The 25,740-nt window shown below is 64.2% G+C and carries 26 protein-coding genes and 1 riboswitch; of the genes, 9 read left to right on the top strand and 17 right to left on the bottom strand.

Annotation, left to right across the window (positions count from 1 at the left end; translation table 11 throughout):
- Nucleotides 1–38: 38 nt before the first annotated feature.
- Entirely contained in the window at nucleotides 39–1,157 is a 1,119-nt protein-coding gene (gene ald, locus ACFVSI_RS18945; protein WP_387827072.1) for an alanine dehydrogenase, read from the bottom strand.
- 209 nt (nucleotides 1,158–1,366) lie between these two features.
- Here ald and ACFVSI_RS18940 point away from each other — a divergent pair, with 209 nt between their 5' ends.
- Nucleotides 1,367–2,581 carry a PucR family transcriptional regulator gene (locus ACFVSI_RS18940; RefSeq protein WP_387827070.1) on the top strand — a complete coding sequence of 405 codons (1,215 nt, stop codon included), beginning with the start codon at nucleotides 1,367–1,369 and terminating at the stop codon, nucleotides 2,579–2,581.
- 196 nt (nucleotides 2,582–2,777) lie between these two features.
- Here the strand turns inward: ACFVSI_RS18940 and ACFVSI_RS18935 are convergent, their stop codons facing one another.
- The gene (locus ACFVSI_RS18935; RefSeq protein ID WP_387827068.1) at nucleotides 2,778–4,016 is read right to left on the bottom strand and encodes a hypothetical protein; all 1,239 of its coding nucleotides are present in this window, start codon (nucleotides 4,014–4,016) and stop codon (nucleotides 2,778–2,780) included.
- Nucleotides 4,017–4,019: 3 nt separating this feature from the next.
- Nucleotides 4,020–4,171: riboswitch (cyclic di-AMP (ydaO/yuaA leader) on the bottom strand.
- Nucleotides 4,172–4,389: 218 nt separating this feature from the next.
- Here ACFVSI_RS18935 and ACFVSI_RS18930 point away from each other — a divergent pair.
- On the top strand, nucleotides 4,390–5,448 hold the full coding sequence (locus ACFVSI_RS18930; RefSeq protein ID WP_387827066.1) for an ATP-dependent DNA ligase: 1,059 nt from the start codon (nucleotides 4,390–4,392) through the stop codon (nucleotides 5,446–5,448).
- A 7-nt stretch (nucleotides 5,449–5,455) separates the two neighbouring features.
- On the opposite strand, the gene ACFVSI_RS18925 is transcribed toward ACFVSI_RS18930, so the two are convergent.
- From ACFVSI_RS18925 to ptsP, 7 genes are all read right to left on the bottom strand, one after another.
- Nucleotides 5,456–5,719, bottom strand: coding sequence for a DUF6480 family protein (locus ACFVSI_RS18925; RefSeq protein WP_274262055.1), 264 nt, complete (start codon nucleotides 5,717–5,719; stop codon nucleotides 5,456–5,458).
- A 113-nt stretch (nucleotides 5,720–5,832) separates the two neighbouring features.
- Entirely contained in the window at nucleotides 5,833–6,618 is a 786-nt protein-coding gene (locus ACFVSI_RS18920) for an alpha/beta fold hydrolase (protein ID WP_387827063.1), read from the bottom strand.
- Nucleotides 6,619–6,686: 68 nt separating this feature from the next.
- Nucleotides 6,687–6,938: a hypothetical protein gene (locus ACFVSI_RS18915; RefSeq protein ID WP_387827060.1), complete on the bottom strand. Its 252-nt coding sequence runs from the start codon at nucleotides 6,936–6,938 to the stop codon at nucleotides 6,687–6,689.
- A gap of 80 nt (nucleotides 6,939–7,018) precedes the next feature.
- Nucleotides 7,019–7,426 (bottom strand): helix-turn-helix domain-containing protein, encoded by a 408-nt coding sequence (locus ACFVSI_RS18910; protein WP_387827057.1) that lies wholly within the window; start codon nucleotides 7,424–7,426, stop codon nucleotides 7,019–7,021.
- A 29-nt stretch (nucleotides 7,427–7,455) separates the two neighbouring features.
- The gene (locus ACFVSI_RS18905; RefSeq protein ID WP_387827054.1) at nucleotides 7,456–8,289 is read right to left on the bottom strand and encodes an NADPH-dependent oxidoreductase; all 834 of its coding nucleotides are present in this window, start codon (nucleotides 8,287–8,289) and stop codon (nucleotides 7,456–7,458) included.
- Nucleotides 8,290–8,455: 166 nt separating this feature from the next.
- Nucleotides 8,456–8,734, bottom strand: a complete 279-nt coding sequence (locus ACFVSI_RS18900) for an HPr family phosphocarrier protein (RefSeq protein ID WP_387827051.1) — start codon at nucleotides 8,732–8,734, stop codon at nucleotides 8,456–8,458.
- A 24-nt stretch (nucleotides 8,735–8,758) separates the two neighbouring features.
- Entirely contained in the window at nucleotides 8,759–10,459 is a 1,701-nt protein-coding gene (gene ptsP, locus ACFVSI_RS18895; protein ID WP_387827048.1) for a phosphoenolpyruvate--protein phosphotransferase, read from the bottom strand.
- 129 nt (nucleotides 10,460–10,588) lie between these two features.
- Here ptsP and ACFVSI_RS18890 point away from each other — a divergent pair, with 129 nt between their 5' ends.
- The 3 genes from ACFVSI_RS18890 (at nucleotide 10,589) to ACFVSI_RS18880 (ending at nucleotide 14,539) form a co-directional block, all read left to right on the top strand.
- Complete coding sequence (locus ACFVSI_RS18890; protein ID WP_387827045.1) at nucleotides 10,589–11,311, top strand: TetR/AcrR family transcriptional regulator; 723 nt, start codon at nucleotides 10,589–10,591, stop codon at nucleotides 11,309–11,311.
- Between the two features lie 64 nt (nucleotides 11,312–11,375).
- Nucleotides 11,376–13,391: a PTS mannitol transporter subunit IICBA gene (locus ACFVSI_RS18885; protein WP_387827042.1), complete on the top strand. Its 2,016-nt coding sequence runs from the start codon at nucleotides 11,376–11,378 to the stop codon at nucleotides 13,389–13,391.
- Nucleotides 13,391–14,539, top strand: coding sequence for a mannitol-1-phosphate 5-dehydrogenase (locus ACFVSI_RS18880; protein ID WP_387827039.1), 1,149 nt, complete (start codon nucleotides 13,391–13,393; stop codon nucleotides 14,537–14,539). The genes ACFVSI_RS18885 and ACFVSI_RS18880 overlap by 1 nt, the downstream gene beginning before the upstream one ends.
- A 113-nt stretch (nucleotides 14,540–14,652) precedes the next feature.
- Here the strand turns inward: ACFVSI_RS18880 and cycA are convergent, their stop codons facing one another.
- On the bottom strand, nucleotides 14,653–16,113 hold the full coding sequence (gene cycA, locus ACFVSI_RS18875) for a D-serine/D-alanine/glycine transporter (protein WP_387827036.1): 1,461 nt from the start codon (nucleotides 16,111–16,113) through the stop codon (nucleotides 14,653–14,655).
- A 148-nt stretch (nucleotides 16,114–16,261) separates the two neighbouring features.
- Here cycA and ACFVSI_RS18870 point away from each other — a divergent pair, with 148 nt between their 5' ends.
- Nucleotides 16,262–16,510 (top strand): hypothetical protein, encoded by a 249-nt coding sequence (locus ACFVSI_RS18870; RefSeq protein ID WP_387827033.1) that lies wholly within the window; start codon nucleotides 16,262–16,264, stop codon nucleotides 16,508–16,510.
- Between the two features lie 72 nt (nucleotides 16,511–16,582).
- On the opposite strand, the gene ACFVSI_RS18865 is transcribed toward ACFVSI_RS18870, so the two are convergent.
- Genes ACFVSI_RS18865 through ACFVSI_RS18850 form a run of 4 tightly spaced genes read right to left on the bottom strand, consistent with a single transcriptional unit; the run spans nucleotide 16,583 to nucleotide 18,816 of the window.
- A complete protein-coding gene (locus tag ACFVSI_RS18865) occupies nucleotides 16,583–17,344 on the bottom strand; it encodes an ABC transporter permease (RefSeq protein ID WP_387827030.1) in 762 nt (253 codons plus the stop codon).
- A complete protein-coding gene (locus ACFVSI_RS18860; RefSeq protein WP_387827027.1) occupies nucleotides 17,341–18,123 on the bottom strand; it encodes an ABC transporter ATP-binding protein in 783 nt (260 codons plus the stop codon). Before ACFVSI_RS18860 ends, ACFVSI_RS18865 begins: the two co-directional genes overlap by 4 nt.
- The gene (locus ACFVSI_RS18855) at nucleotides 18,120–18,485 is read right to left on the bottom strand and encodes a DUF1048 domain-containing protein (protein WP_387827024.1); all 366 of its coding nucleotides are present in this window, start codon (nucleotides 18,483–18,485) and stop codon (nucleotides 18,120–18,122) included. The genes ACFVSI_RS18860 and ACFVSI_RS18855 overlap by 4 nt, the downstream gene beginning before the upstream one ends.
- A gap of 1 nt (nucleotide 18,486) precedes the next feature.
- Nucleotides 18,487–18,816: a PadR family transcriptional regulator gene (locus ACFVSI_RS18850; RefSeq protein ID WP_144662159.1), complete on the bottom strand. Its 330-nt coding sequence runs from the start codon at nucleotides 18,814–18,816 to the stop codon at nucleotides 18,487–18,489.
- Between the two features lie 106 nt (nucleotides 18,817–18,922).
- On the opposite strand from ACFVSI_RS18850, the gene ACFVSI_RS18845 reads away from it, so the two are divergent.
- The 3 genes from ACFVSI_RS18845 (at nucleotide 18,923) to ACFVSI_RS18835 (ending at nucleotide 21,264) form a co-directional block, all read left to right on the top strand.
- Nucleotides 18,923–19,426 carry a GNAT family N-acetyltransferase gene (locus ACFVSI_RS18845; protein ID WP_387827020.1) on the top strand — a complete coding sequence of 168 codons (504 nt, stop codon included), beginning with the start codon at nucleotides 18,923–18,925 and terminating at the stop codon, nucleotides 19,424–19,426.
- Between the two features lie 123 nt (nucleotides 19,427–19,549).
- Nucleotides 19,550–19,993, top strand: coding sequence for a MarR family winged helix-turn-helix transcriptional regulator (locus ACFVSI_RS18840; protein WP_387827017.1), 444 nt, complete (start codon nucleotides 19,550–19,552; stop codon nucleotides 19,991–19,993).
- 32 nt (nucleotides 19,994–20,025) lie between these two features.
- Nucleotides 20,026–21,264 carry an MFS transporter gene (locus tag ACFVSI_RS18835; RefSeq protein ID WP_387827015.1) on the top strand — a complete coding sequence of 413 codons (1,239 nt, stop codon included), beginning with the start codon at nucleotides 20,026–20,028 and terminating at the stop codon, nucleotides 21,262–21,264.
- Between the two features lie 52 nt (nucleotides 21,265–21,316).
- Here the strand turns inward: ACFVSI_RS18835 and ACFVSI_RS18830 are convergent, their stop codons facing one another.
- From ACFVSI_RS18830 to ACFVSI_RS18820, 3 genes are all read right to left on the bottom strand, one after another.
- A complete protein-coding gene (locus ACFVSI_RS18830) occupies nucleotides 21,317–22,789 on the bottom strand; it encodes a sugar porter family MFS transporter (protein ID WP_387827012.1) in 1,473 nt (490 codons plus the stop codon).
- Between the two features lie 328 nt (nucleotides 22,790–23,117).
- Nucleotides 23,118–24,467 (bottom strand): formimidoylglutamate deiminase, encoded by a 1,350-nt coding sequence (locus ACFVSI_RS18825; RefSeq protein ID WP_387827009.1) that lies wholly within the window; start codon nucleotides 24,465–24,467, stop codon nucleotides 23,118–23,120.
- Nucleotides 24,464–25,663, bottom strand: a complete 1,200-nt coding sequence (locus tag ACFVSI_RS18820) for an allantoate amidohydrolase (protein ID WP_387827006.1) — start codon at nucleotides 25,661–25,663, stop codon at nucleotides 24,464–24,466. Before ACFVSI_RS18820 ends, ACFVSI_RS18825 begins: the two co-directional genes overlap by 4 nt.
- Nucleotides 25,664–25,740 lie beyond the last annotated feature (77 nt).

The raw sequence follows: 25,740 nt of genomic DNA, 5'->3' as shown, positions 1-25,740 counted from the left end.
TCGTATGGAAGCCGCACCCCGCCGTCGTGGTTTATTTTCTAGGCGGAAACCAGGCTGTGCCAGTCGGTGACCAGGGGCAGGTTGTGCGCCTCGGAAACGGAGTGGTGTGCCACGTGGCCTGCAGCGATGTTGAGGCCGGCAGCCAGGGCGGGGTCGCGGTCGAAAGCGGCCTTGACGCCCAGGTTGGCCAGTGCCACGCCGTAGCGCAGGGTGACGTTGGTCAGTGCGTACGTGGAGGTGTTCGGAACAGCGCCGGGCATGTTGGCAACGCAGTAGAAGATCGAGTTGTGGACCTTGTACGTCGGTTCCTGGTGGGTGGTGGGGTGCGTGTCTTCGAAGCAACCGCCCTGGTCCACGGCGATGTCCACCAGGACCGATCCCGGCTTCATGCGGGACACGAGGTCGTTGGTGACCAGCTTGGGAGCCTTGGCGCCCGGGATCAGAACGGAGCCGATCACGAGATCTGCGTCGATGACTGACTTCTCGATCTCGTAGGCGTTGGAGGCAACGGTCTTCAGGCGGCCCTGGTAGAGGGCATCGAGTTCGCGCAGCCGGTTGATGTTGATGTCCATGATGGTGACATCCGCACCGAGGCCCAGCGCCATGGCGGCGGCGTTGGTTCCCGCAACGCCGGCACCCAGTACAACAACCTTGGCCGGGCGCACGCCCGGTACGCCGCCCAGGAGGACGCCCTTGCCACCGGCCGGTGCCATCAGCGAGGAAGCGCCCACAACCACGGACAGGCGGCCTGCGACCTCGGACATCGGGGCCAGCAGCGGAAGTGCGCGGCCTTCCTGCACGGTCTCGTAGGCGATGGCCGTGACACCTGAGTTGATGAGCTCGGCGGTGAGCTCGGGCTCGGCGGCGAGGTGGAGGTAGGTGAAGAGGATGAGGCCCTTGCGGAAGCGGTGGTACTCGGCCGCGATGGGCTCCTTGACCTTCATGACCATGTCCGCGCGGCCCCAAACGTCATCGGCCTCGTTGACGATTTCTGCACCGGCGATCGAGTATTCCTCGTCGGTGATGCCCGAGCCCAGGCCTGCGCCGCGCTCAACCAGAACGGTGTGTCCGTGGGTGCGGAACTCGTGGACGCCGGCGGCCGTGATGGCTACGCGGAATTCGTTGTTCTTGATTTCTTTGGGGACGCCGATGATCATTTGCTGGCTCCATCGTTAGCGGCCTGTTCGGCCGAATATGTACTGCGGGCTGTGATTCCAGAATAAATCCGGCTGTGAGGCAGGCGACATGGATCCGTATTAGGCTCCGACGGTAAAACCCCGGGAAATCAAGGTTCTTGGGTCTCTGGCATCGACATTTGTCGAATACTGGAGCGTCAAGTGTCGCCTGATGTTGGTACGCTGTCCGCATGCAGCAGGACGTGGAACAGATCGTTGAACGCGTGGCGCTGAAGCTCGGGCGCGGACTGTCCCTTGAGGACCTCGACGGCGTCCTCCTCGCCTACAGCTCCAACCAATCCCACGCCGACCGCGTCCGCGTGAATTTCCTCCTAAGCAAGCGCGTTCCAGGGGATGTCAGCGCCTGGCAGCTCTCACACGGCATCGCCACCGCGGTGCGTCCCGTGGTGGTCCCGGCCAACGACGAGCTGGGGATGCTGGGCCGCGTCTGCGTGCCGCTCCTGGTCCGCGGTTTCCGTGTGGGGTACTTATGGGTCCAGCAGGACCTTGAAGAGCAAAGCGCGACGGCGATCCTCGCCCAGTTGCCCGGCGTGCGTGACGAGCTGGACCTGTTGGCGGGCTTGCTCCTTGACTCCAATACGGCCGAGTCCGAGTTCCGGCGCAGGCGTGAGCAGGAGTTCCTTTCGGCGTGCGGCGGAGAGTCGAACGCTGTCGCCGCCGTAGCGGGCTGGAAGGAGATCCAGGGCCGCGGTCCATGGCAATTGGTGACCATCCTGGACGCGGACGGTGCCCGGTCCGACGTCGACCCCATTGCCGCAACCCTGACGCACCGCTCTGCCGCGCTGCAGTCGACCATCGGTGTCAACGCTGCCCTGTTCAGCGCGGGTACCGAAACCCATTCCGTGGTCCTGTTCCGGGAATCGGGCGGACGGGCCGATCATGCCCAGGTCTTGGTCCACTACCAGCTGGAGCTCGCCAAACGTGCCGGCCGGACGGTGGAGCGTGTCATCCTGGGGATCAGCGAACCGTTCCAAGTCATCAGGCAGCTCGCGGGGGCGTACCGGCAATCCAAGGTTGCCGCCCAGGCCGCTGCGGTGGACCTGCAGCTGGGGGAGTTGGTGGACAGCCGGGCGGTCGGGGTGTACCAGTTGTTCGACCGCTTGCTGGCCCCCGGTGGCTGGGACGATACCGGCTCGGTGCATTTCCGGACCCTTGAGGATCAGGACAAGAACGGAGAGCTCCTGCCGGTCCTCGAACTCCTCTACGACAACGACGGCGCCGTCCAGGATGTCGCGGCCAAACTTCACCTTCACCGCAGCAGCATCTACAACAGGCTGGGCCGGATCCGCCAGCTCATCGGTGCTGATCCGCTCAATGGTGCCATTAGGCTCGAGCTGCATGCTGCCCTCAAAGCGCGGCGCTGGGCAGGCAGGCCAAGGATCTGAGGGTCCTTTGAATCAGGGGCCAATAACCACATGAGGCAGGCACCCGGCGTGGGTGCCTGCCTCAGTGTTGGCTAGGAACGCCTTAAGCGCTGGCAACTCCAGCGGCCCCTTCGGCGTCGGAACGTGGACGTTCGGCTGCTGCTGCAGTACCGGCCGTGCCATCCGGTGTGGACTGTGGTGCGGGGCAAGCGGATGCTCACTGCAGCACATCCCTGGCGGCACCAAGGAGTGATTCCAAGGTGGATGCTTGCGGCTTCGGCGTGTTCGGGTTGCCAGTGGGCCGCGGCTTGGAGGTCTCCGTCGGCGTGGGCGTCGGCGTAGGAGTTGTGGTGGGAGTGGGCGTGGTGGTTGGCGTTGGCGTGGCCGGAGGCGTGGTGACCGTGTCCGACGGCACGTCGCTGGGGGCCGGCGCGGGCTGGGCCGGAGTCGTTCCGGGCGCGGGCGTCGAGGCCACGGGCGGTGCAGCAGCCGGGGCAGCCGCCGATGGTACCCAGACCGGCGCGGCCAAGGAAACGTGCGGTGAAGGGACCGACGACGGCGAAACCGCCGCGGGTGCCTCCGGGACCGTTGCCGGCTGGCCGGCTTCGGACGAGGCTGAACCCGATGACGACGGTGCGGAAGCTGTGGTGTAGGACGTCCGTGGCGCCGGTAAGGCCGAGCCCGATTGGCGGTCGGCGTTGCTGCCGCCGGCTTGGTTTGTGGGTGCTTCCTGGCCGAAGAAGGGCAGATGCAGGGCCTGGCCCACGGACCCTGCGGTCAGCGCGAGTCCCAGCGCGCCGGCAACAACTGCCATGCGCTGGCTCATGTGCTTCACTGACGCGGCTTTCCGCAGGACAGCCTGGGGTTCGCGGCCGAATGCCGACGTCGCACCAAGGCTTGCAGCAGTAAGGGGGGCAGGGGTCTTGGCTGCAGCAGCGGCGACCACGGGAATGGCCGCGGTGGCCGGTTCTGGAACATCCTGCTTGACCGGTGCAGCCTGCTGGGGGCGCACGGACTGGACCGTATCCACGGACCGGGCAATGTCCGCGGGCTGGGCAGGGTCTGCCCGCTGGACGATGGGGATCGCGGACGTTGGAGGGCCGGGCGTAGTTGACGCCGGGGCTGCGGCCTGGGCGGCCTCGACCACCGGGATGGCCGCGGTCGCCGGTTCCGGGAGCACGGATTTCGCTGCCGGGGTTTCGGCTGGCTCAATCACTGCGCGGGCTGCGCGTTCCCGCTCAGCGGCACGCGCGGCGGCGCGCGTGGTGGGAGCGACTGCCGCGGGTGCCTCTGTCGTGGGTGACGCAGTGGTGGGAATCGCCGCAGTGGCGGGTTCCGGCGTCGTACTTTCTGTACCGGTGACCTGTCCGCTGGGTTGGGCCCGACGGCGTCCGGTTGGCTTGGTGCGCTCGCGTTCGAGTTGCGCGCGGCGCGAGTTATCCATGGTTGGGGACATGGTTGTGCCTCTCAACGCCTGCGAGGTTAGCTGTCGGGTTCGGACGAGGCCGTCCGGCCGCGCGTTTGCGGCTTCACCCCAAGGGCTTGTGGAGAAAACAAGCCCGGGAAACTGTGGGTCCCCCGTCTCTGCCGCGGGTCTGGCGGATCCTGGATTGCGGCAGAGCCCGGCGTCAATCCAGAAGCGGCCCAGCGGAGATTCGGGTCGCCCTACGACCGTACAGTAGCCGGAAAGTAAAGTCACATTAATGTAACGGGCGGTACGTCCGCCGCGCTGGGAGGGCGCTACCGTTTAGGCTTCGGGGCTGGCGCCGGGGCGATCCAAAGTCCGCAGACACTAGCCTTGGGCGCCTACTGGCCGGTAGACATGAGCTATGGACCTGCCTGTGATGCCGCCCGTTTCGCCCATGCTCGCCAAGTCTGTCCCGAACATCCCCGATGTTGGGCATTATGAGCCCAAGTGGGATGGGTTCCGGACCATCGTCTTCAAGGACGGGGACGAGATCATCCTGGGCAGCCGCAACGAAAAGCCCATGACCCGCTACTTCCCGGAGCTGGTGGAGGCGCTGAAGAAGAACCTTCCGGACAAGTGCGTGGTGGACGGCGAGATCATCCTGATCCAGGGCAACAGGCTGGAGTTCGAGGTGTTGCAGCAGCGAATCCATCCCGCGGACAGCCGGGTGCGGATGCTTGCGGAGAAGACGCCGGCGTCCTTGGTGGCGTTCGACCTTCTTGCCCTCGGCGATAAGGATCTCACGGGGAAGCCCTTCGCCGAGCGGCGCGCGGCCTTGGAGAAAGCCCTCGCCAACGCTGAGCCGCCGGTGTACGTCACGCCGGCGGTGACGGACCTGGAGCGGGCCAGGGAATGGTTCGTGCAGCTTGAAGGAGCAGGACTCGACGGCGTGCTGTCCAAACCGCTCGACGGCACCTACCAGCCGAACAAGCGGGTGATGTTCAAGACCAAGCATGAGCGGACAGCCGACTGTGTCGTGGCCGGCTTCCGGTGGCACAAGACCGCGAAAGTTGTGGGATCGATGCTCCTGGGGCTCTACGACGACTCGGGGCGGCTGCATCACGTCGGCGTCGTGGCGTCGTTCCCCATGGCAAAGCGGGAGGCCTTGGTGGCTGAACTCGAGCCGTATCAAGTGGAGTTTGCCGACCACCCCTGGGGTGAGTGGGCCAACCAGGAAGCCGGTGGGTCCAGGATGCCCGGCGCCCAGAGCCGGTGGAGCGCAGGCAAGGACTTCTCCTTTGTTCCCCTCCGCCCTGAGCTGGTCATCGAGGTGGCGTACGACTACATGGAGGGCGACCGGTTCCGCCACACGACGCAATTCCGTCGGTGGCGGCCGGACCGGACCCCGGAAAGCTGCACGTATTCGCAGCTGGAGGAGCCTGCGGAGTACGACCTCGGGGAGATACTGAGCCTCCCGTAGCCGGGTACTACTCCTCGTGCCCCTGGTCGCTGCTCATGCTTCCTTCGGCAGGAGGCGTTTCGCCCGGGGGTACCCCTCCGCCGGGCTCGAGTCCTGTGACGTTTCCGTCCAAGGGATCAGGGTTGGCTGAGGCGGCGGGATCGTCGTCCTCGTCCTGGCGCATATCGGGATCTTCGTGGATGCTGTCCGCCTCGGCCGTGGTGTCGATGGGGCCGGTAGCGCCACTCACGCCGAACGTCCGGGGATCGTCTTCCGGGTCATAGCTGGTCATGATGCATCCTTTCGTAAGCAAACTTACTAATCCGCTTGCCCCGCCAGCCTAGCCTGATCCGGCGGCGCCCAACAAGGGGCAGCCGGGTGAGTACCGTCGTCGTGCGTCAGTCCTCAGCGGTGCTGCGTTGTGGCGGTGACGAAGCTGCGGATGGCATCCGCCACGGCCTTGGGCCGCATGTGCTGGGCTACGTGCCCTACCCCGGGAATCTCCACCAGGCGTCCCTGCGCCACTGCCCGCGAAAGCCGGAGCGACCACTCTGGTCCGGCCACATGGTCGCGGCTACCGCGGAGCACCAGCACCGGGGCCTGTATCCGGGACAGGCGTTTCTCCGTGGGGTACTTCATCATCACGGGCAGCTCGGTGAAGTACCAGCGCGCCCCGCAGCGAAGGTAGTCCGTGAACACGATCCAGTTGGATGAGGGGCTCTCTCGGAGTATCCCGTCCAGGGTCAGGGCAATCGACTGGCGCATGACGTTCTTGTGTCGGGAGTCCACAACAGGACCCATCAACACCACCTGGCGTGCACTCTCCGGACGGTGCAGGGCCGCCTCGATGGCGAACTGCACCCCCATGGAATGGCCCACCAGGATGTATGAGTCGATCCCGCGCGTTGCCAAGGCTTCGGCAATGAACGCGCCGTAGTCCTCCACTTGGAGTTGCCGGTCCGGCCGCGGCGTCCCGGCGAAACCGGGCAGGTCCAGGGAGTAGGTGGGTGCGCTCGCAGCGAGCACGGCGTGCAACCGTGCCAGGTACCGGTGCGAGACGCCAATGCCGTGGATGAGGACGTAGGCCGGTGTCGCTTCCGGCGCAGTGCCTGGCGACGGCGTGCCCTTCGTCCACAGGATGCGTCCGGTCAGGCCCAGGACCTCGACGTCGGCAGACAGCAGTGCGGTCATGCGGACCAAACCATGTGCGGGATTCTTGAAGGCATACCGCTATTGAACCGCATCCGGCGCGGGGGCGATTACTCCCGGGTGGCGTCGTCCGATTCGGTAGGGTCCGCTGCCGGATGTGAAGCGTCGGGTGCGGCCGCCGCATCGGCGGCCTCCCGGCGTCGTGCGATTTTCGATTCGGTCCACATGGTCACCGCGACGAACATTGTGCACGCAAACATGAACGTCGCCACAAAGTTCAATCCCATTGCTGAGCCCAGGGGTATGGCAAGGGACAACGCGGCCAAACCAGCCACGATATGCCACCCCTTGAAATTGCCCACCGATCAAGCGTAACCCCGGCCTTTACGGGTGCCCGCCTGTTGGCTGGGATCGTTGCTTGATCCTTATCACTCGGACACTTTCACTCGCTTTTTGCGGCCTCCGCGGCAGGGGTTTCAGCCTGCTTGCGCTTCTGCGTTTCCAGCCAGGACATGATGGCTGCCTGCCGGATCCGGCGATGCGTTCCCCTGTACTCCACAGGAATCTCGCCGCGGTCGGTCATGTTCCGCAAGTAGGTGTGCGAGATCCCGGCGAGCTCCGCCGCCTGCGAGGTGGTGAGCATTTCCTCCACGCTGCTGACCGTCACAGTTTCGCCCCGCCCCAGTCTCGCCAAGAGGTCGACGACGGCGTCCCGCGCAGCGTCGGGCAGCCGATGGACCGTGCCGTCCACGAACACCGTGATGTCTTCGCTGTCGTTGAGGGACCGCGCCAAGTTCCGGGCGTCGTCGGCGGGGAGGCCCGCTGTGACCCTGGGAGCTATCAATGCCATGGCAGAAGCCTAGCGCGGCACATGTGCTCCTAGCGCGACGGCAGCCCGCGGCGCTCAAGTACGCCACGGATCCGGTCGCGGCCATGCAGGCTCAGTCGGCTGCGCACCCGCTGTACTACTGCGTCGATCCAACCACGGGGTTCGCCTTGGGCCCGGTAGTAGGCGTGGAGTGTGGCATCGTACTTCGCCAGTGCCTCGTTGTCGGGGAGGGCGTAGCGCTCACGATGCCGCACGACGCTTTGCGGAAGCCGCGGCTTGATGCTGCCGCCAGCCTCAGGGTGCGGGTAACCGATCGCCAGTCCCACTACCGGGAAGGCACCGGCCGGAAGTCCGAGCAGCTCGGACAACTCCTCCAAGTGGTTCCGCACGGCGCCGACGTACACGGTGCCGAGGCCCAGCGATTCCGCAGCAACCACCGTATTTTGGGCGGCAAGGGCAGCATCGACCACGCCAACCAGGGTGCTGTCGATGAAGTCAACGCCTTCGGTCGGCTCGCCGCGATGTTCTGCGATGAGCCGGTTCCGGGCCCAGTCCGCGATGAACACCAGGAACACCGGGGCCTCACGGATGAAGTCCTGGTCCCCGGCGAGCCGGGCCACGGCGTCCTTGTGCCCAGGGTCGCGGACCTCGATGACGCTCCACGTCTGCAGGTTGGACGATGTCGCAGCGGATTGGCCCGCCGCAACAAGGGCCGTGAGGGTCGCTTCGTCCACGGGGGTCGGCTCGAACTGCCTGACGGAACGGTGCCGGAAGAGGAGCTCGATCGTCGGGTTGAGGGTTCCAAGCCGGACGGATGGTTCCTCGCCGTAGCGGGCTGCGACGAGGTCCAGGGGGTCGGTGGGGGTGGACGCGAGTGTGGTCATTCTGGTCTCCAATGCTCCGGGTTTTCCAGGGCAAACCAGCGCCTGACGCAGAACCTTCCCCCATGACGAAGGAAGTACTGCCATGACCTTGCGTGGCGGCACGCCATGTCGACACCACACTGCCGGACAGAAGTTTCCTACCGTCTGTTACGGATACTTCGGGCTGTCAGACCGCGTCCAGGTCCGTTTCCAGCAGCTTCACCAGGGCATCCAGTGCTGCCTCGGCGCCTTCACCCTCGGCCCGCAACACCACGACGTCGCCCTTGGCGGCGCCAAGGGTCATGAGCGACAGGATGCTGGCGGCGTCCATCGCTTCATCTTCGGGCTGGCCCTGCATGGCGATGGTGACGTCCACCGGCTGTTCGCCCGCGGCCTCGGCGAACAGGGCGGCGGGCCGGGCGTGCAGGCCCGAGCTGCTGGCTACGGTTGCTGTGCGTTCTGGCATTGTTCCTCCTGGTGGTAGATCGGGTTAGAGGCCGAGTTCTTCGAGAACAGGGAGCTTGGCCCGGACCCACTCGCGCGCTTCGTTGGCGCTCGGGGCGGACAACGCCAGGCGGGCAAGTTCCTGTGCCTGCTCCAGCGTGACGGTCTTCAGCACTGTCCCGACGGCAGCCAAGGAGCGCGCGGTCATGGACAGTGTGGTGACACCAAGACCGGTCAGGACGACGGCGAGGGCCGGGTCCGCGGCTGCCTCACCACAGACGCCCACGGGCTTGTTGGCGCCTTCGCGGCCAGCGCCTTCCTGTGCCGCTCCTTCAACAGTGAGCTGGACGAGCCGCAGCACCGCGGGCTGCCAGGGCGTGTTCAGTTCTGCGAGGGGGCCGAGCTGGCGGTCGGCGGCCATGGCGTACTGGGTGAGGTCGTTGGTACCCAAGGAGGCGAAACCCACCTCACGCAGGACGGTGGCGCTGGTCAGTGCAGCGGAGGGAACTTCCACCATGACACCCGGCGTCTGGATTCCGGCGGCGGCGCACAGCGAAGCGAAACGTCCGGCTTCGGCTGCGGTGGAGATCATGGGCGCCATGACCCACACATCGGCTTCCGACTCCGACGCGGCCCGGGCGATGGCCTTAAGCTGGCGCTCAAGGACGCCGGGGGTAGTGAAGTCGGTGCGGTAGCCGCGAACGCCCAGGGCGGGGTTGGGTTCGGTGGCATCCGTGAGGAAGGGGAGGGGCTTGTCGGCGCCTGCATCCAGCGTGCGAAGGACCACCTTCTTGCCGGGGAAGGCATCAAACACCGCTTTGTAGGCTGCGGCTTGCTCGTCCACTGAGGGCTCGGTATCCCGCTCAAGGAAGCAGAACTCGGTGCGGAACAGGCCAACACCCTGCGCTCCGAGACCCGCCGCAGCCACGGCGTCCTTGGCACCTCCGACGTTGGCGAGGAGCGGCACCAAGTGGCCGTCCGCCGTCGTGCCGTTTCCGTCGAATTCGGCGAGCGTTGCGGAGGTTTCGGCCCAGGCAGTGGCCGCCGAGCGGTGTTCTTCGCTTGGTTCAACCGCCACGAAACCGGCCGCGCCGTCCACATAGACTTCGGTTCCGTCCGCGATGTCGTCCACGCCATGGGCTGCGACGACGGCGGGCAGGCCGAGCGAGCGGGCGATGATGGCGGTGTGGGACTGGGGGCCGCCGCCCGAGGTGACCAGTGCGAGGACCTTGGACGGGTCCAGCGTGGCAGTATCTGCCGGCGCGAGGTCTTCGGCCACCAGGATGAAGGGTGTGTCGGAGGACGGGATGCCGGGAGCAGGGACGCCTCGGAGCTCAGCGACGATGCGCGCGCGCACGTCAAGCACGTCCGTGGCGCGCTCGGCCATGTAGCCGCCCAGGTTGTGCAGCATTTCGGAGACGGACGCGCCGGCTTCCCAGATGGCGCGCTCGGCAGAGGTTCCGGCGTTGATGAGTTTGCCCGCCGACTTCAGGAGCATGGTGTCCTTGGCCATCAGCGCGGTGGCCTCAAGGACTGCTTTGCCGTCGCCGGAGGCGCTGTCCGCGCGGCCTTTCAGCTCGTCGTGGACAGACTGCGCCGCAGCTTTCAGGCCTGCGACGGCGGCTTCCGGGCTGACGTCCGCGGCGAGGCGTTCGCCCGACGGCGGCTCACTCACCGGCTTGGGCATCTGGCGGACGGAACCGATGATGCGGCCAGGGCTAACCCCAACTCCTTGGAAATTCTGCACTGAATCCTCTGTTCCTGCTTGTCGGTCAAGACCCGCCGGCGACGGCACCGGGAGCCTGCAAATTTAGCTTACAAAATTTCCTTGTGAGCTACTTCATATAGCAATGCTATAGGTGCTAGGGTAGCGGTTATGAGTTTCGATGACCAGCTTCCGCCGAAAATTCGGTTGCTTCGCGCAGCGGCCGAATTGCTGGCGAATTCGGAGGGGGCAGCGGTCTCGACGCGCCAGATCACCAAGCTTGCCGGGGTCACGGCGCCAACGCTCTACCACCACTTTGGTGACAAAGAAGGACTGTTTGACGCCGTCGTCTCAGCCGGTTTCGAAGAGTACGTGGCAGGGGAGCGGGATTTTGCACCGTCCGGGGAGCCCTTGGAAGACGTCCGGCGGATGTGGGACAACCACGTCCAGTTCGGGCTGACCCAACCCCACCTGTACTTGGTGATGTTCGGCAACATCAGGCCGGAAAGCCGCCCGGCAATCGTGGCCGATGCCGAAGCGCTCCTGGAAGAGATGCTGAACAAAGCCGCCATAGCCGGTCAGATCAACGTGCCGCCCCGCGAAGCAGCACGCAGCATCCTGGCGGCCAACGTGGGCGTCACGCTCATGCTGATCGCAGAACCGGTGGAAGACCGGAACCTCGAGCTCTCAACGATGACCCGGGATTCCATGATTTTCGCCGTCTCCACGGACACAGCCCGTGGCGCCGCAGCGGAGGACTCCGGTAAGTCCTCGGTAGTTGTTGCGGCAATCGCCCTGAATGCGGCACTGCAGGCCTCGCATTCAGACCAACTGTCCAGCTCTGAACTGAAGCTCTTCCTTGAGTGGCTTCACCGCATTTCCAGCAGCTCCTAGCTGCTCTCTCTCGATCTATATCGACTGACCCCGCGCCGCCGCGGGACACACGTTAGGAATTCACATGGCAACAGAGACCGTTGCGAAGCCCCGCACCAGCCTGCGCGTTGGTGTCCAAAAGTTCGGTACATTCCTCTCCGGCATGATCATGCCCAACATCGGGGCCTTCATCGCCTGGGGTCTGATCACGGCCCTGTTCATCGAAAAGGGCTACCTCCCAGTGCCCCAGCTTGGCGGCTTCGGTACCAACGCCGAAGGTGTTGCCAACGTGGGCCTTGTTGGGCCCATGATTACCTACCTCCTGCCGCTGCTGATCGCGTACACCGGCGGCAAGATGGTCTATGACGTCCGAGGTGGCGTCGTGGGTGCCATTGGAACCATGGGCGTCATTGTTGGCGCCGGCATCCCGATGTTCATCGGTGCCATGATCATGGGTCCCCTTGGCGGCTGGACCATCAAGCAGCTCGACCGACTGTGGGACGGCAAGATCCGGCCGGGCTTCGAGATGCTTGTCAACAACTTCTCCGCGGGTATCTGGGGTGCCGCGTTGGCCCTCCTGGGCTTCTACGGAATCTCCCCGCTGGTCGCCGGCTTCAGCAAGGGCGCAGGCAACGTAGTCCAGTTCCTGGTGGACAACGGATTGCTCCCGCTGACAAGCATCTTCATTGAGCCCGCCAAGGTGCTCTTCCTCAACAACGCCATCAACCACGGTGTGCTGACTCCGCTGGGCGTCCAGCAGTCCCTTGAGCAGGGCAAGTCCATCCTCTTCCTGCTCGAAGCCAACCCCGGCCCGGGCCTGGGCATCCTGCTCGCGTACATGTTCTTCGGCCGTGGCGCAGCAAAGGCATCTGCACCGGGTGCTGCCATCATCCACTTCCTCGGCGGCATCCACGAGATCTACTTCCCGTACGTCCTGATGAAGCCGATCCTGATCCTCGCTGCCATCGGTGGTGGCATGACGGGCATTGCGACCCTTGCCCTGACCAACGCCGGCCTCGTTGCCCCGGCAGCTCCGGGTTCCATCATCGCCGTCATCGCGCAGACCTCGCGCGACAGCTACGTTGGGGTGATCCTGGCCGTCGTGCTGGCCACCACCGTGTCCTTCCTGATCGCTTCCCTGATCCTGCGCACCTCCAAGAACAAGGGCGAGGATGACCTCTCGGCAGCTACCTCCCGCATGGAAGCCATGAAGGGCAAGAAGAGCTCCGTCTCCTCGGCTCTCACCGGTGACGCTGCCGCCGGCCGCGGCGAGGGAACGGTCCTGACCCGTCCGGTCCAGAACATCGTGTTCGCTTGCGACGCCGGAATGGGCTCCAGCGCCATGGGTGCTTCGGTCCTTCGCAACAAGATCAAGGCCGCAGGGTTCCCGGATGTGAAGGTCACCAACTCGGCCATTGCCAACCTGAGCGACAGCTACGACGTCGTTGTGACGCACGAAGACCTCACCGAGAGGGCCCAGCCGCGTACCGCCAGCGCCGTGCACTACTCGGTGGACAACTTCATGAACAGCCCGCGCTACGACGAGATCGTTGAACTCGTGAGGGCCAGCAACAGCGAGGGTGCAGCGGCAGAAACCACTCCGGCAGAGACTCCAGCAGCTCCTGCGCAGGGCGCGCACACCGCTGAGCCGGCTGCCGCCGTCGAAGGTAAAGCCGTGCTGCTGCGCGAAAGCGTAGTCCTGAACGGAACTTCCCGCGACCGCGACACCGCGATTGACGAGGCCGGACAGCTGCTGCTGGACCGCGGTGCTGTGGACATGAGCTACGTCCACGCCATGCACGAGCGCGAAGAATCCGTGTCCACGTACATGGGCAGCTTCCTGGCGATCCCGCACGGCACGAACGCCGCGAAGGAGCACATCAACCACTCGGCCGTGTCCATCGTCCGGTACCCGGAGGGCATCGACTGGGGCGGCAAGCAAGTGAAGTTCGTGGTCGGCGTGGCCGGCATCAACAACGAACACCTCCACATCCTGTCTTCCATTGCCAAGATCTTCACCAACAAGGCACAGGTTGCCCAGTTGGAGCAGGCAACCACGGTGGATGAGGTCCTGGAGCTGTTCGGAAAGGTCAACGCATAGTGAAGGCAGTCCATTTTGGGGCAGGCAACATTGGACGCGGCTTCGTGGGGTTGCTGCTGCACGAGGCAGGCTATGAGGTGGTGTTCGCGGATGTCGCCGACGCACTGATCAGCCAGCTCGCGTCCGCGGACTCGTACGACGTCCATGAGGTAGGCGAGAATCCCGCGGTCAAGACCGTTACGGGCTTCCGGGCGCTGAACTCGGCGACGCAGGAGGACGCGGTCGTTGAGGAGATCGCGACGGCGGATGTGGTCACCACGGCGGTGGGGCCGCACATCCTGAAGTTCGTGGCACCAGTGATCGCCCGCGGGCTGGCCGCCCGGCCCGCGGACCTCCCGCCCCTTCAGGTGATGGCATGCGAGAACGCCATCAACGCTACGGATCTCCTGCACACGGAGATCCGGGCGGCCTGGGACGACTCCGCCGGTGACCTGGACGCCGTCGCGGTTTTCGCTAACACGGCGGTGGACCGCATTGTCCCCAACCAGGCAGCGGGCCAGGGCCTGGATGTCACCGTGGAGACGTTCTACGAGTGGGTTATCGACCGCACGCCTTTCAAGGGCAACGCACCGGTGATCCCGGGTGCCACGTTCGTGGACGAGCTCGGCCCGTACATCGAGCGCAAGCTGTTCACGGTGAACACAGGTCACGCATCGGCTGCGTACTTTGGGTACCAGGCTGGGCTGGAGAAGATTTCCGACGCCATGGCCGATGCCGCCGTGGCCGCCAAGGTCCGGGCGGTGCTGGAGGAGACCAAGGAACTCCTGGTGTCCAAGCACGGGTTCGAGGAAGCTGCCCAGGAAGCCTACGTGCAGAAGATCCTCTCGCGCTTCACCAACCCGCACCTGCCGGACACGGTGGTGCGCGTGGGACGTGCTCCGTTGCGGAAACTCGGCCGCCACGAGCGTTTTGTGGGCCCGGCTGCCGAACTCGCTGAGCGGGGCGTCACCCCGGTGGCATTGCTCGAGGCCATGTCCGCTGCCCTGCGTTTCGACGACGGTGCCGACGACGAAGCCGTGGAGCTCGCCAAGCTGCTGTCCGAACTGGACGCGGCCGCCGTCGTCGAACGCGTCACGGAACTGACGGCATCGCACCCGCTGTTCCCCGCCGTGCAGAAACTGGTGGAGGACCGCCAAGCCGAGCTCTGACCCTCGCTCACATCCCGCGCGTTTGGGGGAGACCCTCTCTCACCATTCGCTGTTAAAGCCCGACGCCGGGCACCCAAGGTGGGTACCCGGCGTCGGGCTTTCGCCTTTAAGGGTTAGCGCGCTGCCGCGGTTTCGGCTTCCGCCATCGCCTTCCATTCGGCCACGCGGGCCTGGTGGAGCGGTGAGCGACGGACCACTGCGTAAGCAATGCCCAGGATCGCGAACCAGATGGGCGTCACCAGCAGGGCCGTGAGGGTGTCCGGCTGCGTGGTCAGGGCCCACACCAGGAACGCGAAGAACGCGAACACCACCCACACCATCGGGACACCGCCGGGCATCTTGAAGGTGGAAGCTGCATGCTGCTCCGGGCGGCGCTTCCGGTAGACGAGGTAGCTGGCAAGGATGATCGACCAGACGAACATGAAGCAGACTGCGGACACTGTGGTCACCATGTCGAATGCAGCACCGACGTCCTTGCCCGCGTAGAGGAGGACGACGCCGGCGAGCAACAGGACGCAGGAAAGGAACAGTGCGTTCTGGGGTACTTTGCGGCTGGAGAGGCGGCCGAAGACCTTGGGTGCGTCGCCGTCGTTTGCGAGGCCGAACACCATGCGCGACGTGGAGTAGATGCCAGAGTTGGCCGAGGACATGGCCGAGGTGAGCACAACGAGGTTGACCACCGTAGCTGCGATTCCAAGCCCTGCCAAGGAGAACATGGCGATGAAGGGGCTGTGTCCGGCTTTGAACTCAGTCCACGGCGTGACGGACATGAGAATGATCAGGGCACCCACGTAGAAGAGCATGACGCGCAGGGGAATGGCGTTGATGGCGCGGGGGAGGTTGTGCTCGGGGTTCTTGGTTTCAGCTGCTGCCGTGCCCACGAGTTCGATGCCTACGAAGGCGAAGACGGCGATCTGGAAGCCGGCCACGAAGCCCATGAATTCCTTGGGGAAGAAGCCGCCGTGGTTCCACAGGTTGGTGAAGCCGGCCGTACCCGCGTTGGACTGGAAGCCGGTGAAGATCATGACCAGGCCTACGACGATCAGCGCCACGATGGCCACGATCTTGATGAGCGCGAACCAGAATTCCGTCTCGCCGAAGGCCTTCACGGTGGGCAGGTTCAGCAGGAGCAGGATGAGGATAGTGGCCAGGCCCGGGATCCACAATTGGATGCCCGGCCAGAGCTCGTTGGCGTAACCCGCAATCGCGATGACGTCGGCCACGCCGGTGACCACCCAGCAGAACCAATAGGTCCAGCCGGTGAAGAAGCCGGCCCATGGGCCCAGAAGGTCGCCTGCAAAGTCGCTGAATGATTTGTAATTCAGGTTGGACAGCAGGAGCTGCCCCATGGCGCGCATGACGAAGAAGAGCATGAAGCCGATGATCATGTACACGAAGATCACGGAGGGGCCGGCGACGGAGATGGTCTTGCCGGAGCCCATGAAGAGGCCGGTTCCGATGGCGCCGCCGATGGCCAGGAGCTGGATGTGGCGGTTGCTGAGCGAGCGTGAAAGGTGGGGCTCGCTGTCCCTGCTGGAGGCAGTGCGCTGCCCTGTTGTTGTCTGGTCAGACATGAGTGTTCAAGAACCCTTCGGAAGAACCGTCAAAAAGGTGACGGCCGTTACAGATCTGGTTCGATAAAGCTATAGCTTATGTCTGACAAATGGCGAATCGGTCTGCAATCGGTCAGCTTGGTTTCCATCAGCTCGATAGAATGCCCGGATGGCTACTTCAAATAGACCGCCGATGACTCGCCAGGACCGCAGTCAGAAAGTACTCGCGCTGGCATTCTGTGTGTCCATGGTGGGCCTGCTGGCTTCGATCTTCCTGACCGGTGGGTCCCCGCTTTTCCCCGGGATGTCCAGTCCGCTGCTGGTGCTGTTCTTCTTCCTGGCCGCGGCAGCCAGCGTCATCGGGCTGGCCGTTACCAAGGCGAAGCGAACTGCGAAGGAAACCTCAGGCGGGGGATAGGCGGCCCTGCATGGCGAAAGCTCCCTTGTGGAAAGGGAGCTTCGGCCGCTTTCACTGGCCGGTGATGTGCGGCTACGCGATCTGCCGCTTATAGGCCGCCGTCGCAAAGGCATAAGCGACGACGAGGATTCCCAGGCACCAGGCCAGCGCAACCCAGATGTCGCTTCCCGCCGGCTGCTGGGCGAACAGATTCTGGATGGTGTTCACGATCGAGGTGACGGGCTGGTTTTCCGCGAACCAGCGGACCGGTCCCGGCATGGTGTCCGTCGGGACGAAGGCTGAGCTGATGAACGGCAGGAAGATCAGCGGGTAGGAGAATCCTCCCGCGCCATCCACCGACTTCGCCGAAAGGCCGGCGATGATGGCGATCCACGTCAGCGCCAGGGTAAACAACGTCAGGATTCCAGCGACGGCCAGCCAGTCCAGCACATTCGCGGAGGTCCGGAACCCCATGAGCAGCGCAACCCCCACGATGATCACCAGCGACAATCCGTTGGCAACCAGTGACGTCAGCACATGCGCCCACAGCACCGAGGAGCGTGCGATCGGCATGGACTGGAACCGCTCAAAGATGCCGCTCTGCATGTCCGTAAAAAGCCGTACTGCGGTGTAGGCGATGCCCGATGCAATTGCGATCAGCATGATGCCCGGGAGCAGGTAGTTGACGTAGTTATCGGTGTCGGTCCTGATGGCGCCACCGAAGACGTAGACGAACAGGAGCATCAGGGCAATCGGCGTGATCGCTGTGGTGATGATGGTGTCCACGCTCCTGAAGATGTGCCGCATGGAGCGGCCCAGCAGGACCGAGGTGTCCGCGAAGAAATGGGTGTTCATGACGCGTCCTTTACTGACTCGGTGCTGCCGTTTGTTCCCACCAGTGCCAGGAAGATGTCCTCCAGGCTCGGCTGCTTTTCCACGTATTCCACCTTGGCCGGCGGCAGGAGTTGCTTGAGTTCGCCGAGGGTGCCGTTGGCGATGATGCGTCCTTCATGAAGGATGGCTATGCGGTCCGCCAACTGCTCGGCCTCGTCCAGATACTGGGTGGTGAGCAGCACGGTGGTGCCCTTGGTGGCGAGGTTCTTGACGATCTGCCACACCTCAATGCGGGCCTCCGGGTCGAGCCCCGTGGTGGGCTCATCCAGGAAAATCACCTTCGGGTTGCCGATCAGGCTCATGGCGATGTCCAGGCGCCGCCTCATGCCGCCGGAGTACGTCGCCACTTTGCGGGCCCCGGCGTCGCTGAGGCTGAATTGCGCAAGGAGTTCGTCCGCGGTCCCGGCCGGGTTCTTCAGATGGCGCAGTTTGGCCACCAGCATGAGGTTTTCCTTTCCGCTGAGGACCTCATCCACCGCGGCGAACTGCCCGGTCAGGCTGATGGACTGCCTCACCTGAAGCGATTCGGACCCGACGTCGAAACCGTCGACGGCGGCCTGACCGCCGTCGGCTTTCAGCAGCGTGGACAGGATCTTCACCATGGTGGTTTTCCCCGCTCCGTTGGATCCGAGGAGGGCGAAGATGCTGCCTGTCGCTACCTCGAAATCAACGCCCTTGAGTACATGAAGATCCTTGTAGGACTTTTCGATGCCCTTTACCTGGATTGCCGCAGCAGTCATGATTCTGCTTCCTTCGCTTTGTCTATCGCCTTGTTGAGGCGCTCGCGTTCCTTGTCGATCCAGCGCTTGCCGCCGTAGGCCTGGGCGAAGGTTTCAGCGAATTCGATGGGGTTATCTCCGACGATCGCGCTCACCGGTGTGCCGTCCACAGCGGCGCGTTCCCAGAGATCGGCCAGGTCCGTGAACATCTGCACCATGGTGTCGCCTTCTGTCACGCCGCCGTAGTACATGAGGTAGCGGTTAAAGGCGGTGGCTACGGTGAGGTACGGCTCGGGCAGGGCATCCAGCCGCGCCTTTGCTTGCTTGTATTGCTTCTTCTGCTCGAGTGATCCGGTGACCAGTTCGATCCATTTTGCTGCCATGTCAGTTTCCTTCCTTGCGGAGCTGTTCCAGCCGTTCGGACAGGAAGCTCCAGGTGTTCCAGAATTCGTTCAGTTCTTTTTTGCCTTGGGCGTTGAGGGTGTACACCTTCCGGGGCGGGCCCTTTTCGGACGGCCGTTTCTCGACGTCCACCAGCCCCTTTTGTTCGATCCTCACGAGCAACGCGTACACGGTGCCTTCGGCGATCTCGGTAAAGCCCTGTTCCCGGAGCAGCGTCGTGATTTCGTATCCATACGCTGCCTTTCCGGTCAGCAGGGCCAGCACGATGCCCTCCAAAGTGCCTTTGAGCATCTCTGTCATTTGCTTGCCCATTGGACACCTCCTTCACTACTCAGTATTGCTAGCTACCACTACATAGTAGAACTAGGTACCGGTACTTAGCAATACTGAGTTCTAAAGAATTTGGCATGCTGGGGTGGTGACTACAGACCCCGCCGACTCGCCCACCTTGCTGACTGCCGCCGTCGACTCCGGGACCTTCACCCTTCGTCGCGCCCGGAAGGGCGACCTGCCGCGCATCCTCGCGTTGCTCGTGGATGACCAGTTGGGTGCCACTCGCGAAAATGCCGACGACCTGGCGCCGTACGAGCGGGCTTTTGACGCGATCGACGCCGATCCGGTGCACCTTTTGGTGGTGGGGGAACTCGCGGGAGAGGTGGTGGCGACTTTCCAGCTCAGCTACCTCCCCGGCTTGTCCCGCCGGGGGTCGTGGCGCGCGCAGATCGAGGCGGTACGCGTGTCTGGTGCTCTGCGCGGGCAGGGTGTTGGGGCGCTCATGATCGAGTGGGCCATAGGGCAGGCCCGGGTGCGCGGCTGCTCGCTGGTCCAGCTGACCACCGACAAATCCAGGGTCGCGGCGCACCGATTCTATGAGCGGCTCGGTTTTGTCGCGAGCCACGAGGGCATGAAGCTCACCCTCTAACCCCCTCACCCAACTAGGGGACAGTAAACGTCGCTACGGACCCCTATTGCGACATTTGCTGTCCCCTAGTTGGGTGCACCAGGGCTTGACTATTAGGGTGCCTAAATATTAGGATACCTAAATATGAATGATGGCTTCAGTCCCAGACTCATTGACCTCGCGCAGGAATTCCGTGAGGCCCTCCGGCTGGGCGTCTATATGTTCCGCCGTCTCGATCCGGAAGGCGACCTCACCGCCGCGCAGTTGAGCCTGCTTTCCATGATTTCCGACGCCGGCCTGCGGGTTGGCGACATCGCCAAAAATCTGGGCATCAAGGTCCCCAGCGCTACCGAGCAGATCATCAAACTCGAGCGCGCCGGCCTTGTGACCCGCCAGCCCGACCCCGACGACTCCCGTGCCGTCCAGGTGGCCATCACCAAAGCCGGGAACGCCGCCGTCGAATATGCCAACCAGCGTCGCAACGCGATGGTGGCGGAATTGCTGCAGGGCCTCACCCAGGAGGAAGTGGACGCACTGGCTGCGGCGCTTCCCGTCATCAGCAAAATCAACAGCTCGTTCCAGAATTAATACCCAGTCACGCACCGACAAGGAGCAATTGAATGTCACGCCAGTTGGCTGACGCTTCAGCAAGCGCCGAAACATCCGTCGAAAACACCCTCGAAGCGGAGAAGGCTTCGTTCCGCAAGCAACCGAAAGCCGTATGGGCAACAGCCCTCGCCGCGGTATTTGCCTTCATGGGCATCGGGCTGGTTGACCCGATCCTCCCCGCAATTGCGAAGAACCTCCAGGCGTCCACCAGCGAAGTGTCGTTGCTGTTCACCAGCTACTTCCTGGTGACGGCCATAGCGATGTTGATCAGCGGTTTTGTTTCTTCCAGGATCGGTGGGAAGAAGACGCTCCTCATCGGCTTGGCGATCATTGTGGTCTTTGCGTCCCTGTCCGGTCTCTCCGGGAGCGTCGAACAGCTCGTGGGCTTCCGCGCAGGCTGGGGCCTCGGAAACGCCCTGTTCGTTGCAACTGCCTTGGCCGTGATTGTCGGTGTCGCAAGCGGTGGAACGGGCACCGCGATCATCCTCTATGAGGCTGCCCTCGGCCTTGGCATATCGCTCGGGCCGCTGCTCGGCGCCCTCCTTGGCGGGTGGCAGTGGCGTGCACCCTTCTTCGGCACGGCGGTACTGATGGCCATCGCGTTCATTGCCTTGCTGGCGTTGCTCCCCAAGACACCCGCGCCCGCCAGGAAGTCCCGTCTCCGGGATCCACTTCTGGCTCTCGGGCACAAAGGCCTCCGCACCACGGCCGCCAGCGCGCTGTTCTATAACTATGGCTTCTTCACCATCCTGGCTTTCACACCCTTTATCCTCGGCATGGACGCCTACGGCATCGGTGGAGTCTTCTTTGGCTGGGGTGTTGCCGTAGCTGTGTTCTCGGTTTTCGTTGCACCCGTACTGCAGAAGCGCTTTGGCGCGGTGAAGGTCCTGACGGGCACCCTGGCCGTCCTCATGCTCGACTTGATCGGTTTGGGACTGGCCGCGGGGCACTCGGTGCCTGCCGTCGTCGTGCTGGTGATCGTGGCAGGCGCCCTGCTGGGCATCAACAACACGGTGTACACGGAACTGGCCATGGGCGTCTCAGACTCGCCGCGTCCGGTTGCTTCCGCCGGTTATAACTTTGTCCGTTGGATGGGCGGAGCGCTTGCACCCTTTGCCGCCGCCCAGCTCGGTGAGCACTTCGGGCCGCAGGTGCCGTTCTTTGCCGGCGCGGTGGCCATGGTGATCGCCATCCTCATCGCGTTCGGCGGCCGCAGTTTCCTGTCGTCGCACGAACCGCACTTGGTTTAGCAAGGAGAACAAAGAAGCCCGGCGGAGATGATCCGCCGGGCTTCTTTGTTTGCTATTTGCCTTCGTCCGAAGTGACCGGCAACGGCGCCACCGGTGCGCCCTTGGGAACGAACAGGGTTTCGGCCTGCTCCAGGGACATGCCGTTCGTTTCGGGAACCTTGAACATCACAAAGAAGAACGACGCCGCTGCGAACGCCGCGTACATGGCATACGTCAGGGGCAGCGAACCTGCCGCCATGATGGGGAAACTGAGCGTGATGGCAAAGTTCGCGATCCACTGCGCAGCAGCGGCCAGGCCGAGCGCGCGGGCGCGGATGCGTGAGGGGAAGATCTCGCCCAACAGCACCCACACCAGCGGACCCCACGAGGCGCCAAAGCTGATCACGAACACGTTGGCCGCAACCAAGGCGATCGGTCCCCACGCGCCGGGAAGAGTGATGTCCGCCCCTGATCCTTCAGCTGAGGAGAAGGCCAAGGCCATAACCCCCAGCGATACTGCCATGCCGATGGAGCCGGCGAGCAGGATGGGGCGGCGGCCAATGCGGTCCACCAGTGCGATGGCTACAAGCGTCACCAGAATGTTGGTGACGGACGTGGCAACGGAGATGGTCAGCGAGTCCTTTTCCTGGAAACCGACAGCCTTCCACAGGGTGGTCGAGTAATAGAAGATGACGTTGATGCCCACAAACTGCTGCAGCACCGACAGGATGATGCCAATCCACACCACAGGCAGCAGGCCGAAGCGGTTTCCGCGCAGGGAGCCCTTCTTGGTGGAGAGCTTTTCCTCCTGGATGGATTCACGGATTTCTCGGATGTGGCGGTCGATGTCGTCGCCCGGGATGAGCCTGGTGAAAATGCTGCGGGCCTGGTCTTCTTTGCCGTTGAGCACCAGGAAGTGCGGCGATTCGGGCAGGCGGAAAGCGATCCAACCATAGACGGCGGCGGGAACTGCGCAGGCGATGAACATCCACCGCCATGCTTCAATGCCCAGCCACAGGGTCTCACCGGCACCGCCGGCCGAGTTGGCCAGGACCGCGTCGGAGAGCAGCGCGGCAAAGATGCCAGTGGTGATGGCCAGCTGCTGCAGTGATGCCAAGCGGCCGCGGACATGCCGCGGGGAGATTTCCGAGATGTAGGCGGGGGCAATCACGGATGCCAGGCCGATGCCGAGGCCGCCCACCAGGCGCCAGAAGATGAGGTCCCACACGCTGAAGGCCAGGCCGGTTCCAATGGCGCTTACCAGAAAGAGCAGTGCGCCGATCTTCATTGCGGGAATGCGCCCATACCGGTCGGCAACTTTGCCGGCCAGGTAAGCACCCGCAGCACAGCCAAGCAGGGCAACAGCAACGGCGAATCCGGTGAGTGCCTCGCTCATGACGAATTCGCTCGCCATGGCATCCACGGCGCCGTTGACCACGGATGAATCAAAGCCGAACAGGAAGCCACCCACTGCGCCGGCGACAGCAAGGCCGATCACCTTCCGGGAAACGTGGGGCGCGCCTGCTTCGGTGCTGGGACTGGACATGGGTCTCCCTTGGGAAAGGTGTTTGGGGCTGCGATGCGTGACGTCGTCGGCTGTTCCGACGGGGACGCCGGTGCACTCGCGCTACACAGTGTGGCACGTCATATCCGCCAAGTTCCAGTCAAGTGATGGACGTGACATGCATTCACTTTCTTAACCCAAAAGGCGCTGGCTGTGGGCTGAGCGTTCCCTGGGAGTCGATTTCGCCCGTCTCGGCAGCGCCATAGCGCCACTTGGAGCCACTTATTGAACACAAAGCACGACGGCGGCCCTTGAGTCAGATGCCAACTTTCGGGCCGCCGTCGGTCGCCTTTCTGCGGCGGATCCAGCGCTACGAGAGCTCCTTCAACGCCTCCGTCAGCAGCCTTCCCGGTTCGCCTAGACGTGTGTGAACACCTCCCGTGGCGAGCAGCTCTCCGCCGATGATGACCTTGGTTACGTCGCTGGCTGTGGCGCTGAAGGCCAGTTGCAGCGGCCGCGACCCGGCGGTGCGGGTGGAGGCAGGATCAATGACCATCAGGTCGCAGACACTGCCCACTTCAAGCACGGACCCGGCCACCGGCGTGGCCATGGACTGCGCTGCGCCTTCCGTGGCGGCCTGCAGCAATTCCTGCGGCGTGAACCGGCCGCGCTGGCCGCTGCCCAACCGTTCCCCGTGCTCAAGTGTGCGCATTTCGACCCAGGGGTCGATCACGGCGTGCTGATCGGTACCGAGGGCGATGGTCGCTCCTGCGTCCGAAAGTTCCCTGGCCGGGCCGATCCCGTCGGCGAGGTCGGCTTCGGTGCTGGGGCACATCACCACGGTGGTGGCGGCGTCTCCGAGCGCGGTGATGTCATCCTGGGTCAGGTGGGTGGAGTGGACGGCTGAGAGCCTGCTGCCCAGGAGTCCGTGGCGGGCAAGCAGGCCGGTCGGTGTGGTGCCGTACGCCTCGAGGCAGGCCGTGTTCTCGGCGGGTTGCTCGCTCAGATGGATGTGAAGGGGGATGTCCGTGGGCAACTGCGCAGCGACAACCTTCAGGTCCTCTTCAGGGACGGCCCGAACCGAGTGGAGGGCAGCTCCGACACTCACGCGGTCGGCCGGAAAGCGCCCGGCAATGGCGGTTCGCAGTGAGGCCAGTCGGCGAAGCCAGGCATGCGCGTCCGCGTCCCCGAACCGTGCTTGCCCGGCATTGAGCGGTGACCCTATTCCGCCGGCCAGGTACAGGGTGTCCAGGAGGGTGAGCCGGATGCCGGCGGACATTGCCGCACGGGCCAGCGCCAGCTCCATGGCATGCTCTTCGGGATAGGGGGCGCCGCCGGGTTGGTGGTGGACGTAGTGGAACTCTGCCACGCTGCTGAAGCCGGTGACCACCATCTCCGCAAAAACGGCCGTTGCAAGCTTCTCGTACCTTTCCGGAGTCAGCTCGGACGCGCTCGTGTACATCTGCTCGCGCCACACCCAAAAATCTCCGCGTCCCTCATGGGTTCGGCCGCGCAAGACTCTGTGGAAAGCGTGCGAATGGGCGTTGGCAGCCGCCGGAAAGGCGATGCCGTCCAGCTTCGTGTCTCCGGGTTGTGGCGCGATGTCGGGCGTAACGCCGGTGATCCGGCCGTCCTGCGTTTCCAGGCGCACTCCCGACGCGGCCTTGGGCGCCCCGTTTTCGGCAGCGATGATCGCGGTTTCACACCAGAACGTGGTCACAGGAGACCCTCCAAAACGTCTGCGAGGGCGACGGCTCCCGCGGAGGCGTCTTCGTCGGCAACGTATTCTTCGGGCGAGTGCGAGATTCCACTGGGGTTGCGGACAAACAGCATGGCGGAGGGTACGTATCCTGCCAGCACTCCGGCGTCGTGTCCGGCCCCTGTTGCCAGCACAGGTGCCTCCGGCAGGAGGCCGCCAATACGGCGGCTGAGCCCTGGGTCAAAGTGGACGGTCCCGCTATAGGACTCCTCGGTAAGGGTCACGGTGCAACCCTCGGCTGCAGCGACCTGCTGCGCTGCGCTGTAGATGGCTTCGATGAGGCGTGCGGTCACGGCGTCGTCCGGGTGGCGGGCGTCAAGCCAGAGGTCCACCCGGGAGGCGATCACGTTGGTACCGCCGGGAACCGGGGTCAAGCGGCCGACTGTCGCCCGGGCATCGGGCTGTTGGGCTGCAGTCTCACGCACGGCCAGCACGATCTGGGCTGCGGTAACCATGGGGTCTGCACGGTCGGCCATGAGCGTGGTGCCTGCGTGGTTGCCTTGGCCGCTGACGCTGATCTTCCAGCGTCCGTGGCCCAGGATGGAACTTCCGACGGCGATGGCCGGTCCGTCCTGCCCCAGGCCCTTGCCTTGCTCGACGTGCAGCTCAACAAAGTCGCCGATGCGGGCCATCGCTTCTGGATCCGCGCCGATATGCCGGGGATCAAGGCCGTTGGATCGTGCGACGTCGGCAAACGTTTCGCCCTCGGCGTCGCGCAGATTCAGTGCCTTGTTGGCATCGATAGCCCCTGTCAGGAGCCGGGATCCCAAGCAAGCGACGCCGAAACGGGATCCTTCTTCTTCGGGGAACACGGTTACTGCCAACGAGCGGCCCGGCTGAAGCCCACGGTTTTTGAGGACGTCGACGGCGGCCAGCGCGGAAGCGACGCCAAGGGGTCCGTCAAAGGCACCTCCGCCAGGGACGGAATCGAGGTGGCTGCCTGTGACCAGGGCGCCGTCCTGCGGCTCACCCCACCAGGCCCAGATAATGCCGTTGCGGTCCGTCTCAACGCCCAGTCCGCGTTGGGCTGCCTGCTCCTTGAACCATTCCCGGAGGTCCAGCTCGGATGTTGAATACACGGCCCTGGAATACCCTCCGCGCACATCATCCCTGCCTACATCCTTGATCGAGTCAAGGAGCTGATTGACGGTTTTCACGAGTTCCTCCGATGTTTGCGACTGCCACCAAGTAAAAAGCAGATGCCACCACATGGCAAGGGTCTGTGGCTTGGTTG

Source organism: Paenarthrobacter sp. NPDC057981, assembly GCF_042886835.1.
Taxonomy (GTDB): Bacteria; Actinomycetota; Actinomycetes; order Actinomycetales; family Micrococcaceae; genus Arthrobacter.
The sequence above is the reverse complement of the archived record's forward strand: the minus strand, read 5'-3'. Positions and strand labels throughout refer to the sequence as shown.